Source organism: Deinococcus pimensis DSM 21231, assembly GCF_000519345.1.
GTDB lineage: Bacteria > Deinococcota > Deinococci > Deinococcales > Deinococcaceae > Deinococcus_A > Deinococcus_A pimensis.
Genome location: NZ_KI912674.1, coordinates 105,553 through 117,320, shown reverse-complemented (window position 1 = coordinate 117,320; position 11,768 = coordinate 105,553). Strand labels below are relative to the sequence as shown.

The following is an 11,768-nucleotide window of genomic DNA, read 5'->3' as shown; positions in this document are numbered from 1 at the left end:
GTCACGCGGGCGAGGTCCACTCCGAGCTCACGCGCGAGCCGCCGCGCGGACGGCGAGGCCGCCGGGCGGTCGGATGTGGGCCGGGTGGCCGTGGGCGCCGGGAGAATCACCTCGTTCGGGGTCGGCTCCTGTGACGGAGGTGGCGCGTCCTCGTGCGGTGAGGTCTCCCCCGCCGACTCGACGTGGAGGCGCGCGATCACCTCGCCCACCTTCACCACCGTGCCGGGCGGCGCGAGGATCTCCGCGAGGACGCCGCCGCGCAGGGCGGGCACCTCCGCGACGATCTTGTCGGTCTGCACGTCGAGCAGCACGTCCCCGCGCCTCACCTCCTCGCCGGGCGCGCGGTGCCACTCGACGATCTCGGCGTCCTCCATCGTCTCGCCGAGCCGGGGCAGCACGACGTCCTCACGCGTCACGCGCGCCTCCCCAGCAGGCGCAGCGCGGCCCGCTCGATCCGGAGGGGCGTGGGGACGGACGCCTCCTCCAGCGCGGGCGCGACGGGAATCGGGACGTCCTCCCCGGCGAGACGCATGGGAGGCTCCTCCAGCCAGTCGAAGGCGAGTTCGGTGACGCGCGCGGCGAGCTCGGCGCTCACGCCGCCCGTGAGGGTGTCCTCCGTGACGATCAGGACGCGGCCCGTGCGGCGCGCGGACGCCACGACGGGCTCCAGGTCGAGGGGGCAGAGGGTGCGCAGGTCGATCACGTCGGCCTCGACGCCGCGCGCCGCGAGGGCCTGCGCCGCGTCGAGGCAGCGGTGCAGCATCCGCGAGTAGGTGACGACGGTGACGTCGCGGCCCTCGCGGCGACGGACGGACACGCCCGGCGGGGGCGCGTGCGCGCCCAGGTCGCTCCGGGTGGTGTAGAGCGCCTTGTGCTCGACGAACACGACGGGGTCGGGTTCGCGCAGCGCGGCGAGGAGCAGGTGGTGCGCGTCCGTGACGGTCGCGGGCACGTAGAGGCGCAGGCCGGGCGTGTGCAGGAACCACGCCTCCAGCGACTGGGAGTGCTGCGCGCCCGCGCTGCGGCCCGTGCCGCCCTGGGTGCGCAGCACCAGCGGAACGCCCGTCTGCCCGCCGAACATGCTGCGGGCCTTGGCGGCCTGGTTGACGATCTGATCCATCGCGAGGGCGGCGAAGTCGACGTACATGAGCTCCACGACGGGCCGTAGACCCGCCAGGGCCGCGCCGACGGCGGCGCCGACGATGCCCGCCTCGGAGATGGGCGTGTCCAGGACGCGGTCCTCACCGAACTCGTCGAGGAGTCCGGAGGTGACGCCGTACGCGCCGCCGTAGCGGCCGACCTCCTCTCCCAGGATCACGACGTGAGGGTCGCGGCGCAGCCCCTCACGCAGGGCCTCCCTCAGCGCGTCACGGTAGGTGGTGGTGTCGACGGCGGTCGTCACGCGCGTGCCTCGCCTTCGGGGTACACGAGTGCGTGGTAGGCGTCCACGCTGGGGGGCGCGGGGCGGTCGGGGGCGTACACGTCCTCGTGCAGGGCGGCGAGATCGGGTGGGGGCGCGGCGAGCGCGAACGCGACGGCGTCGTCCATCTCGCGCCGGGCGTCGTCCCGCATGGCCGTGAGGGTATCGTCGTCGAGGACGTCCTCGCCTCGCAGACGGTCGGCGAGGCGCGCGACGGGGTCGCGGGAGCGGCCCTCGCGTTCCTCCTCCTCGGTGCGGTAGGGACTGCGGTCCTTGCGGGCGTGCCCGTAGAAGCGAAAGCAGTCGAGCGTGACGAGCGCGGGCCGGCCCTCGCGGGCGTCCGCGAGGACCTGCGTGGCCGTCTCGAACACGGCGGTCGCGTCGGACGCGTCCACCGTGACGCCCCGGAGGCCGAAGGCGCGGGCGCGCGCGTCGAAGTCGAGGCTCGCGGCGGCCCGGTCGATGCGGGTGCCCATCCCGTACTGGTTGTTCACGCAGGCGAACACGACGGGAAGCCTCCAGAGCGCGGCGAGGTTCATCGACTCGTACAGCACGCCCTGCTGCATGGCGCCGTCCCCGAAGAACGCGACGGACACGTTCCCGCTTCCCAGATGCCGCGCCGCGAGGGCCGCGCCGACGACGTGCGGGATGCCGCCGCCCACGATGGCGTTCGCGCCGAGGTGCCCGAGCGTCACGTCCGCGATGTGCATGCTGCCGCCGCGCCCCCGGCAGGACCCGGCGGCCTTCCCGGCGATCTCGGCCATCATGCGTCTCGGGTCGCCGCCGCGCGCGAGGAACACGCCGTGACCCCGGTGGTGCGTGGTAAAGGTGTCGCCGGGCCGCATGGCGAGGCCGAACCCGGCGGCGGCGCCCTCCTCGCCGATGGAGAGGTGCAGCATCGTCCCGGCGGTGCCGCCGCGCACGAAGAGCTCGCCGACGGCCTCCTCGAAGGCGCGAATGCGGACCATGACGCGCAGCAGGTCGAGGGGGGAAGTCACGCGGCTCACCGTCCGCGCGCGAGCGCCCCGAGGGCGAGTTCCGCGCCCACCCGCACGGCCTCCACCATGCTGCCGGGGTTGGCGATCCCCTGCCCGGCGATGTCGAAGGCGGTGCCGTGATCCACGCTGGAGCGCACCTTCGGCAGGCCCGTCGTGACGCTCACGGTGCGGTAGAAGTCGTACATCTTCGAGGCGATGTGGCCCTGGTCGTGGTAGAGCGAGATCACGGCGTCGAAGCGGCCCTCCACGCCCTGATGGAAGACGGAGTCGGCGGGCACGGGACCGACGGCGCGGATGCCGCGCTCCTGCGCGAGACGGACGCCGGGTTCGAGTTCGGTCATCTCCTCGTCGCCGAAGAGGCCGTGCTCGCCGCCGTGCGGGTTGAGGGCGGCCACGGCGATGGTGGGGTCCGCGATCCCGTAGGTGCGCAGCGTCGCCTGGACGTGCTCCAGGAGCTCCACGAGGCGTTCCTTGGTGATGAGCTCGATGGCGCGTTTGAGGCTCACGTGGCGGGTGAGGAAGAAGATGCGCAGCCGGTCCACGACGAACATCGTCTCGACGTGCGCGCCGAAGAGCGCGCCGAGCGCCTCGGTGTGGCCGGGGTAGGGGACGCCCGCCGCCTTCCACGCCTCCTTGTGCAGGGGCGCGGTGACGATGCCGTCGGCGCGTCCGGCCTTCACGAGCGCGGCGGCGGCCTCCAGGTACTTCGCGCTGGCCTCGCCGCAGGCGGCGCTGACCTCCCCGAAGCGCCACGCGTCCGGCGCGGGGTAGGGCACGTCGTGGACCTCCACGCGGTCCAGGGCGTCCGTGAGGCCGAAGTGCCGCGCCTGCGCCTCCAGAACGGCGTGCGAGCCGACGAGCACGAGCCGGGCGTACTCGCTCGCGGTGGGCACGGCCTTCAGGGCGATCTCGGGGCCGATGCCGGCGGGATCGCCGACGGTGACGGCGAGCGTGACTTCAGGCGCGGGTCGGGTCATGGGGAACTCCTCGCGGCGGGTCTCCGGCGTCGGCCGGGCGGGGGGGCGTGTGTGTCTGGTCGAGCGTGAGGATGAGGTCGGCGAGACGGGTGAGGGCGTCGTCACCGCCGATGCGTCCGCCCTTCGTGGCGATCCACAGGCCCGCGTGGGGGCCGTCCCGCAGACGGCACAGACCCACGACGGGGTCGGGAAGCGCGACGGGGGTCAGGGCGGTCGCGCCGAGCTGCTCCACGACCGTCTCGGCGGTGAGGCCTCCGCCGAGGACGAGACCGAGCACGTCGCCGTGAGAGAGGCGGGCGCGGACCGCGGCGGCGAGTTCCGCGAGGGCGGGGTCGTGGGGGCCGCGGACGGGGCGGTAGAGCACCTCGACGTCCGTGCGGTCGGTCCAGCGCAGACGTTCGATCTGACGGGCGACGGCGTCGCTGGTGCTGCCCTGCACGACGAGCACGCGTGGGGCGCGGGGCGCGTGGGTGAGGGCGGCCATCAGCGGTCCGGCGTCCACGACGAGGGTGTCGCCACGCTCGAAGCCGGGGCGGACGAGGCGTGCGGCGGCGACCACGTCGGTGGGGGTGCGCGCGTCGGGAATCCACCAGGTCCCGTGGTCGAGGCGCTCGGCGGGGCCCGTGACGACGTGCGGCAGGCCGGGAATGCCGGTGACGTGCGGGGCGAGGTCGATGCGTTCCTCGTGGTCCACCTCCTGCCAGCCACGTTCGGTGCGGCGGCCCGCCTCGGGGTAGGCGGGGCACAGGACGCCGCGCAGGGGCCGCAGCAGGTCGGCGAGCACGAGGAGTTCGTCGCGGACGTGACCGCGCAGGGTGGTGTCGACGCGGCGGGCCCAGCGGACGTCGTGACCGTTCAGGGCGCTCCGGAGGGTGCGCGTGAAGGTCAGGACGCGGTCGCGGGCGTCCGGGGGGTCGAGGTCGCGGGTGCGGAGGTCGTAGACGGCGGCATCCGCGTCGGGCGCGGGCGTGGGCTCGAACAGGACGCGGGTGGCGAGCCCGTTGGAGCGCAGCAGCGCCGCGTAGGCGGCCGCGCCCGTGAGATCGTCGGCGAGTACGACGAGCACAGCTCCTCCTTCCAGGAAGGGACGTCGAGGAGAGCCTGAGGGCAGGGGGTCCGTGAGATCGTGGGATCGTCAGCGGGACACTTGACAGGTCATCAGACAACTTACACACTAGGAACGTCCAACGCATCCGTCAAGAGACCCCCTCATCGGGCCGCGCCGCCGGCGTTCCGCCCGCCTCCGAGAGGACACCTCCCTTGAATTCCGCGCACCCCACCGACGCCGTGGCGCGTCCTTCACGCGCCAGCCTCGCCGAGCAGGTCGCCCGCACCCTGAGCGACCGCGTCGCCGACGGCACCTACCCACCCGGCAGTCAGCTCCCCACCGAGGGCGAGCTGATGGAGACCTTCGGCGTGGCCCGCACCGTCGTCCGCGAGGCCCTCGCGAAGCTCCGCGCCATCGGCGTCGTGCAGGTCTTCCAGGGCAAGGGCGCCTTCGTGTCGGACGTTCCGCTCGACGTGCTGCTGCTCAACATCCGGCGCCTCAGCCCCGGCGAGACCCTGCTGCCGCACGTGTGGGAGATGCGCGAGATCCTCGAGACGCGCGTCGCCTTCCTCGCCGCCCTGCGCCGCGACGACGACGACCTCGCCCGGCTGGAGGACGCCGTGCTCGCCATGGAGGCCGCCCTCACGCGCGGCGAGATCGGCCTGCCCGAGGACGAGGCCTTCCACCGCCACCTCATGCGCGCCGCGAAGAACCCCGTCGTGGAGAGCGTCATGCACGAACTCTCCGCGCTCGTGAACGCCTCGCGCCGCTCCTCCCTGGAACGCCAGCACCGCCCACGCGCCTCCAACGACGAGCACCGCCTCATCCTGCGCGCCGTCCGCGACCGCGACGCCGACGCCGCCGCGGCCGCCATGCAGACGCACCTGCGCCACGGTCTCCCCCGCCCCCGCTGACCCGCCCGAGTCCGCCGCGCCCCGCAAAGGAGAAGTGAGAGGAATGACGACCGTTCCCGCCCCCCTGCCCGGCGTCCGGGCCGTGTACGACCTCAGCGTGCCCCTCTACCACAACTGCCCCGCGTGGCCCGACTACGATCCCGCCCTCGTGAGCCGCGACTACCAGGCGGCCTTCCACGGCTTCAACGCCGAGACGGTCCGGATGAACACCCACACGGGCACGCACGTGGACGCTCCCTTCCACTTCTTCGACGAGGGCCGCACGATCGACCAGGTGCCGCTCGACGCATGGATGGGCCCGGCCCTGTTCATCGACCTGCGCCACAAGCTCGCCGACGAACCCATCACGGAAGCGGACCTCGCACCTTCGCTCGGCGCGCTCGACGAGGGCGACTTCGCGGTGCTCGTGACGGGCTGGGTCTCGCGGCGCGGCGTGAACCGCGACTACCTCACCCGCTGGCCCTACCTCACCGGAGAAGGGGCGCGCGCGCTGATCGACGCGGGCGTCAAGGGTGTCGGCATCGACACCCTCTCCATCGGCGGGTACGGCGGCCCCGAGAAGGGCCGTCCCCCTCACGAGGTGATCCTCGGCGCGGGCCGCGTCATCGTCGAGGAGCTCGACGTGCCCGAACACTTCCTCGACGGACGCAAGCGCGTCCTGTGCGCCGCGCCGATCCTGCTGCGCGGTTGCGGTGGCGCGTGGGCGCGCGCCTTCGCCTTCGACTGATCCGCACGTCAGGGCCGCGCGTCCCCGCCTTCCCGACGACCGCACGCGCGAGGACCCGAAGCACCGTCCAACCAGCCTGGGAGCAAGGAGGAACCGTCATGGGCAGACTCAACGGGAAGGTCGCGATCGTCACGGGCGCCGCGTCGGGCATCGGCGAGGCCATCGCCGTACGCTTCGCGGAGGAAGGCGCGCGGGTCGTCGTCTCCGACATCGACGACGCGCGGGGGCAGGGCGTCACGGACCGCTGCGCCGAGCACTCGGAGGCGGTCTACGTGCGCTGCGACGTCAGCCGCGAGGACGAGGTGGAGGCGCTCGTCCGCGCCGCCGTGGACCGCTTCGGACTCGTCGACGTCCTCGTGAACAACGCGGGCTTCCGCGCGTCCGGCACGCTGCACGAGACGTCGGGCGAGCTGTGGGACCGCATGATGGCCGTCGACCTCAAGGGCGTGTACCTCTGCTCGTACCACGCCCTGCCGCACATGATGAGGCAGGGCGGCGGCTCGATCATCATGCTGTCGAGCGTGTCCGGCATCGCCGGGGACTACGGCATGGCCGCGTACAACGCCGCGAAGGGCGCCGTCACGAACCTCACGCGAAACATGGCGCTCGACTACGCGCGCAGCGGCATCCGCGTGAACGCCATCTGTCCGGGCGCGATCTTCACGCCGCTGCTCGCGCAGGCCTGGGAGGAGATCGGCGCGGACGCGGCCGAGCGGGCCTTCAACGGCGTGTATCCTCCGGGGCGAGTGGGACGACCGGAGGAAGTCGCGCACGTCGCGGTGTTCCTCGCCTCGGACGAGGCGTCGTTCGTGTCGGGCGCGAACATCCCCGTGGACGGCGGCATCACGGCGCACACCGGGCAGCCGAAGTTCGAGGCGAAGCCCGAGGCGGCGCCCGCCGACTGAGGAGACGTCCATGCGCCTGCCCCATCTCGATCCGTACCTGCGTTTCCTGCTGCTCGCGAACCTCGTCATCGTGCTCTTCGCGGCGCTGCGCAGCGGCGGCACCTTCGTCGGCATCGACAACCTGCAGTCCATGGCGACGCAGCTGCCCGAGCTGGGTCTGCTCGCGCTCGCCGTGATGCTCGCGATGATCTCGGGCGGGGGCGGCATTGACCTCTCGGTCGTCGCGACCGCGAACCTCGCGGCGATCACGGCGGGCCTCACGAGCCGCGCGCTGTTCTCGGCGGACGAGCAGGCCACGGCCTTCACGCTGACCTTCGTGGCGGTGGCGCTCCTCGTGGGTGCCGCGTGCGGGTTCCTCAACGGGCTGCTGGTGTCGGGGCTGCGCTTCGCGCCGATCCTCGCGACGCTCGGCACGCTGCAGGTGTACACCGGCGTCGCGATCGTCCTGACGAGCGGCACGGCCGTCATCGGGTTCGGCGACGGCCTCACGGAGCTCGGCGGCGGCACCCTGCTGGGTCTTCCCTACCCCATGTGGGTATTCCTGATCGTCGCGGCGCTCCTCGCGTTCGTGCTGGGACGCACCCGCTTCGGGCTGCGGCTCTACCTGATGGGCACCAACGCGAAGGCCGCGCACTTCGCCGGCATCCGCACGCGCACCATCGTGCTCGCCACGTACACCCTCTCGGGCCTGCTCGCGGCGACGTCGGGCATCCTGTTCGCGGCGCGCGCGAACTCCGCGAAGGCCGACTACGGCAGTTCCTACCTCCTGATCGCCATCCTCATCGCCGTCATGGGCGGCGTGAACCCGTCCGGAGGCTTCGGACGAGTCCTGAGCCTCGTCCTCGCCGCCGTCGCGCTGCAGTTCGTGTCGAGCACCATGAACCTGCTGTCGCTGTCGAACTTCCTCAAGGACTTCACCTGGGGTCTGCTGCTGCTGCTCTCCGTCGTGCTGACCAACTCGACCTTCCGCTGGTGGACGTCCCGCCCCCGGAAGGAGGTGAACGCAGGCACCTAGCCCACGTCCTTCCCGCCCGCGCAGGAAGTCCGTCGTTCGCGCCCCCACGCGGGGTCCTCAGGAGGCACTATGAAGCGTTCGGTCCTCGTCATCGGTGCGGTGTCCCTCGTCACGTCCGGCCTCGTCGGCGGCGCGGTGTTCGCGCAGGCCAAGAAGTACGACATGGTCACGGTCGTGAAGATCACCGGCATCAACTGGTTCAACCGCATGGAGCAGGGCGTCAAGAAGTTCGCGACGGACACCAAGATGAACGCCACCCAGACGGGGCCCGCGCAGGCGGACGCCGCGCAGCAGGCCGCGATCATCGAGGACCTCATCGCGCGCAGGCCCGCCGCGATCGCGGTGGTGCCCTTCTCGCCCGAGACGCTCGAACCCGTCCTGAAGAAGGCCATGGACCGCGGCATCGTGGTGGTCACGCACGAGGCGTCCAACCAGAAGAACACCATGTGGGACGTCGAGGCCTTCGACAACACCGCGTTCGGCGCGCGACTCATGGACCGCCTCTCGAAGTGCATGGGCGGCAGCGGGAAGTACGCCGTGTTCGTCGGGAGCCTCACGTCCAAGACGCACAACGAGTGGGCCGACGGCGGCATCAACCGTCAGAAGGCCGCGTACAAGGGCATGCAGATGGTCGCGACGAAGCAGGAGACCTACGACGACGCCGACAAGGCCTACGAACGCGCCAAGGAGATCCTGCGCGCCTACCCGGACATCAAGGGCTTCCAGGGCAGCGCCAGCACGGACGTCGCGGGCATCGGCCGCGCCATCGAGGAGGCGGGCCTGGCGGGCAAGACCTGCGTGTACGGCACGAGCCTGCCGTCCATTGCCGGGAAGTACCTCGACACGGGCGCCGTGGACGGCATCGGCTTCTGGGATCCGGCGGACGCGGGCTACGTCATGAACAAGGTCGCGCAGATGGTCCTCGACGGCAAGAAGATCACGAACGGCATGAACCTCGGCATCAAGGGCTACAACAAGGTCAGCGTGAAGGGCAAGGTCATCACGGGTCAGGCCTTCGTGGACGTCGACAAGAGCAACTACAAGCAGTACCCCTTCTGAACGCGGACGAGCGGGGGCGGGAGCGCGCGGTTCCCGTCCCCGGCGTCCCGCCGCGAGGCCCGCATGACCCACGACTCCAGCACCCCGACGGCGCCCTCCACGGGAGAGGTCCTGCTGCGCCTGACGGACGTCACGAAGACCTTCGGCGGCGTGCAGGCCCTGCGGGGCGTGTCGCTCGACCTGCACGCCGGTGAGGTGTACCACCTGCTCGGCGAGAACGGATCGGGCAAGAGCACCCTCATCAAGATCATCTCGGGCGCCCAGCCGCCGAGCGGGGGAACCATCACGGTCCGTGGACGGACGTACCGCCGCCTGCGCGCGCTCGACGCGCTCGAAGCGGGCATCGAGACGGTCTATCAGGACCTGTCGCTCTTCCCGAACCTCAGCGTCGCGGAGAACGTGGCGCTCTCCTCTCAGCTCGTGCGCGGCGGGGGCAGGCTGGCGCGTCCGCTCGATCCGGCCGAGGTGCGCCGCGTGGCGAGCGAGGCCCTCACTCGGGTGGGGCTCCCCACCTCGGAGGACTTTCTCGACACCGCCGTGGACGAACTGCCCATCGCGGTGCGTCAGCTCGTCGCGATCGCGCGGTCCACCGTGATCCGCGCGTCCCTGGTGATCATGGACGAGCCCACGGCGGCCCTGACGCAGCGCGAGGTGGAGAACCTCATCGGCATCGTGGACCGGCTGCGCGCGGACGGCGTGAGCGTGCTGTTCGTGACGCACAAGCTCGACGAGGCGTACCGCATCGGCGGGAACCTCGTGGTGCTGCGCGACGGGCAGAAGGTCGCGCAGGGCCGCCTCGCCGATCACACGAAGGCGGAGGTGGCCTACCTCATGACGGGGCAGACGCTCGACCGGACCACCTACCGCGCGGGCTCGCCGCAGGAGGAGATCCTGCTGGAGGTGAGCGGGCTCACGCGGCGCGGCGCCTTCTCGGACGTGTCGTTCACGCTCCGACGCGGGGAGGTTCTGGGCGTGACGGGCCTGCTCGACTCGGGCCGCAACGAGCTCGCACACGCCCTGTCGGGCGTGCGTCCCGCCGACGCCGGGAAGATGCGGGTGGGCGGACGCGACGCGCGTCTGCGCTCTCCGCGCGACGCGATCGACCTGGGGGTGGGCTACGTCCCGGAGGACCGCCTCACCGAGGGGCTCTTCCTGGAGAAGTCCATCCGGGAGAACATGATCGTCTCGGTCCTCGATCGGCTGCTGGGACGCGCCCGCACCCTGAGCGCCGAGCGCGCCGAGCGGCTCGCGGGGGACCTCGTGCGTGACCTGCGGGTCGCCACGCCGAACGTGGAGCTGCCCGTGCAGTCCCTGTCGGGCGGCAACCAGCAGCGGGTGCTCGTGGCGCGCTGGCTCGCGACGCGGCCCAGGGTGCTGATCCTGCACGGCCCCACCATGGGCGTGGACGTCGGCTCGAAGGACGCGCTGTATCGGCTCGTGCAGGACCTCGCTCAGCGCGGCCTGGGCGTGCTGATCGTCTCGGACGACCTGCCGGAACTGCTGATGAACTGCGACCGCGTCCTCGTGATGCGCCACGGACGGGTCGCGCGGGAATTCTCCGTGCCGGGGCTCGACGAGGCGACCCTCACCCGTGAACTGCTCGACGACCGGCCGCTCGCGCCGTCCCCGGCTCCTCCCGGCGGTCTGCTCGCCGCCGCGCCCGAGAAGGGTGGTGACTGATGTCGGGTCTGCTCGGCGAACCTGCCGCCGCGAGGGCGCCCTCGTCCACGTGGCGGTCCCTCACGCGGCGTCCGGAGCTCGTGACGCTCCTGCTGATCGTGGCGCTCTCGCTCACCATCGGGCTGATCAACGACCGCTTCTTCAGCGTGCAGAACGGCGTGGATCTGCTGCGCAGCTCGATCCGCACGGGCATCTTCGCGCTGGGCGTGCTGACGGTGCTCGCGGCGGGCGGGATCGACGTGTCGTTCACGGCGATCGGGGTGTTCGCGCTCTACGTCACGACGAAGCTCACGATGAGCGTGTGGCCCGACGCGCCGTTCGCGCTGATGGCGCTCGCGAGCCTGGCGATCGGGCTGGGACTGGGGCTCGTCAACGGGCTGATCGTCTACCGCTTCCGCGTGCCGAGCCTCATCGTGACCATCGGGACGCAGTACGTGTACCGCGGCGCCCTCCTGGCCTTCGTCGGTACGGCGTACATCACCGACCTGCCGCGCGCCATGGACGCGTTCGGTCGCGCCACGCTCCTGCAGACCACCACCGCCGACGGCATTCGCGTGTCGCTCCCGGCGGCCTTCCTCGTGCTGGTCGCGGTGGCGCTCCTCACCTGGTACGTCCTGAGGCGGACGCTGCTGGGCCGCGCCGTCTACGCGGTGGGCGGTTCCCTGCCGATCGCGGAGCGTCTGGGGTTCAACGTGGGGCGCGTGCTGCTGTTCGTGTTCGGCTACGCGGGCCTGCTGGCGGGGCTCGGCGGGCTGGTGCACGGCGCGATGAACCGGCAGGCGAACCCCTTCGATCTCGTCGGGAGCGAACTCGACATCATCGCGGCGGTGGTGCTGGGCGGCGCGCGGGTCACGGGCGGCACGGGCAGCGTGCCGGGGACGCTGCTGGGCGTGGTGCTCGTGGTGATCATCAACAACAGCCTGATCCTGATGGGGGTGCCGAGCACGTGGCAGAAGGTCGTGATCGGCGCGATCATCCTCGTCGCGAGCGGGATCTTCGCGCGGCGCTCGGCCACCGCGTGACCG

12 protein-coding genes are annotated in these 11,768 nt (G+C 71.8%); 7 read left to right on the top strand and 5 right to left on the bottom strand.

Going from position 1 to position 11,768, the window contains the following annotated elements:
• The 5 genes from DEIPI_RS40600 to DEIPI_RS0123410 all read right to left on the bottom strand — a co-directional run.
• The coding region (locus tag DEIPI_RS40600; RefSeq protein WP_045235028.1) for a biotin/lipoyl-containing protein at positions 1 to 416 on the bottom strand (416 nt) is incomplete at its 3' end.
• Entirely contained in the window at positions 413 to 1,402 is a 990-nt protein-coding gene (locus DEIPI_RS36975; RefSeq protein ID WP_027483382.1) for an alpha-ketoacid dehydrogenase subunit beta, read from the bottom strand. The genes DEIPI_RS36975 and DEIPI_RS40600, both read right to left, overlap by 4 nt.
• Positions 1,399 to 2,418 carry a thiamine pyrophosphate-dependent dehydrogenase E1 component subunit alpha gene (locus DEIPI_RS40595; RefSeq protein ID WP_211238348.1) on the bottom strand — a complete coding sequence of 340 codons (1,020 nt, stop codon included), beginning with the start codon at positions 2,416 to 2,418 and terminating at the stop codon, positions 1,399 to 1,401. The genes DEIPI_RS36975 and DEIPI_RS40595 overlap by 4 nt, the downstream gene beginning before the upstream one ends.
• A gap of 5 nt (positions 2,419 to 2,423) precedes the next feature.
• Positions 2,424 to 3,395 carry a 4-hydroxythreonine-4-phosphate dehydrogenase PdxA gene (pdxA, locus tag DEIPI_RS0123415; protein WP_027483381.1) on the bottom strand — a complete coding sequence of 324 codons (972 nt, stop codon included), beginning with the start codon at positions 3,393 to 3,395 and terminating at the stop codon, positions 2,424 to 2,426.
• The gene (locus DEIPI_RS0123410) at positions 3,376 to 4,461 is read right to left on the bottom strand and encodes a four-carbon acid sugar kinase family protein (RefSeq protein ID WP_027483380.1); all 1,086 of its coding nucleotides are present in this window, start codon (positions 4,459 to 4,461) and stop codon (positions 3,376 to 3,378) included. Before DEIPI_RS0123410 ends, pdxA begins: the two co-directional genes overlap by 20 nt.
• Before the next feature lie 194 nt (positions 4,462 to 4,655).
• Here DEIPI_RS0123410 and DEIPI_RS0123405 point away from each other — a divergent pair, with 194 nt between their 5' ends.
• The 7 genes from DEIPI_RS0123405 (at position 4,656) to DEIPI_RS34040 (ending at position 11,765) form a co-directional block, all read left to right on the top strand.
• Positions 4,656 to 5,357: a FadR/GntR family transcriptional regulator gene (locus tag DEIPI_RS0123405; RefSeq protein ID WP_027483379.1), complete on the top strand. Its 702-nt coding sequence runs from the start codon at positions 4,656 to 4,658 to the stop codon at positions 5,355 to 5,357.
• Between the two features lie 43 nt (positions 5,358 to 5,400).
• Entirely contained in the window at positions 5,401 to 6,084 is a 684-nt protein-coding gene (locus tag DEIPI_RS0123400; RefSeq protein ID WP_045235026.1) for a cyclase family protein, read from the top strand.
• Between the two features lie 98 nt (positions 6,085 to 6,182).
• Positions 6,183 to 6,989: a meso-2,3-butanediol dehydrogenase gene (gene budC / locus DEIPI_RS0123395; protein WP_027483377.1), complete on the top strand. Its 807-nt coding sequence runs from the start codon at positions 6,183 to 6,185 to the stop codon at positions 6,987 to 6,989.
• Positions 6,990 to 6,999: 10 nt separating this feature from the next.
• Positions 7,000 to 8,004, top strand: a complete 1,005-nt coding sequence (locus DEIPI_RS0123390; RefSeq protein ID WP_027483376.1) for an ABC transporter permease — start codon at positions 7,000 to 7,002, stop codon at positions 8,002 to 8,004.
• 69 nt (positions 8,005 to 8,073) lie between these two features.
• Positions 8,074 to 9,063: an autoinducer 2 ABC transporter substrate-binding protein gene (locus DEIPI_RS0123385; RefSeq protein WP_027483375.1), complete on the top strand. Its 990-nt coding sequence runs from the start codon at positions 8,074 to 8,076 to the stop codon at positions 9,061 to 9,063.
• 63 nt (positions 9,064 to 9,126) lie between these two features.
• A complete protein-coding gene (locus tag DEIPI_RS34045) occupies positions 9,127 to 10,743 on the top strand; it encodes a sugar ABC transporter ATP-binding protein (protein ID WP_052351962.1) in 1,617 nt (538 codons plus the stop codon).
• Positions 10,743 to 11,765, top strand: coding sequence for an ABC transporter permease (locus DEIPI_RS34040; RefSeq protein WP_045235025.1), 1,023 nt, complete (start codon positions 10,743 to 10,745; stop codon positions 11,763 to 11,765). The genes DEIPI_RS34045 and DEIPI_RS34040 overlap by 1 nt, the downstream gene beginning before the upstream one ends.
• Positions 11,766 to 11,768: the final 3 nt, after the last annotated feature.

What these genes read in the sequence shown, in the direction of transcription:
- DEIPI_RS0123390 (WP_027483376.1), top strand. Translation starts at nt 7,000, where the DNA reads ATGCGCCTGCCCCATCTCGATCCGTACCTGCGTTTCCTGCTGCTCGCG.
- DEIPI_RS34045 (WP_052351962.1), top strand. Translation starts at nt 9,127, where the DNA reads ATGACCCACGACTCCAGCACCCCGACGGCGCCCTCCACGGGAGAGGTC.
- DEIPI_RS0123385 (WP_027483375.1), top strand. Translation starts at nt 8,074, where the DNA reads ATGAAGCGTTCGGTCCTCGTCATCGGTGCGGTGTCCCTCGTCACGTCC.
- DEIPI_RS34040 (WP_045235025.1), top strand. Translation starts at nt 10,743, where the DNA reads ATGTCGGGTCTGCTCGGCGAACCTGCCGCCGCGAGGGCGCCCTCGTCC.
- budC (WP_027483377.1), top strand. Translation starts at nt 6,183, where the DNA reads ATGGGCAGACTCAACGGGAAGGTCGCGATCGTCACGGGCGCCGCGTCG.
- pdxA (WP_027483381.1), bottom strand. Translation starts at nt 3,395, where the DNA reads ATGACCCGACCCGCGCCTGAAGTCACGCTCGCCGTCACCGTCGGCGAT.
- DEIPI_RS0123400 (WP_045235026.1), top strand. Translation starts at nt 5,401, where the DNA reads ATGACGACCGTTCCCGCCCCCCTGCCCGGCGTCCGGGCCGTGTACGAC.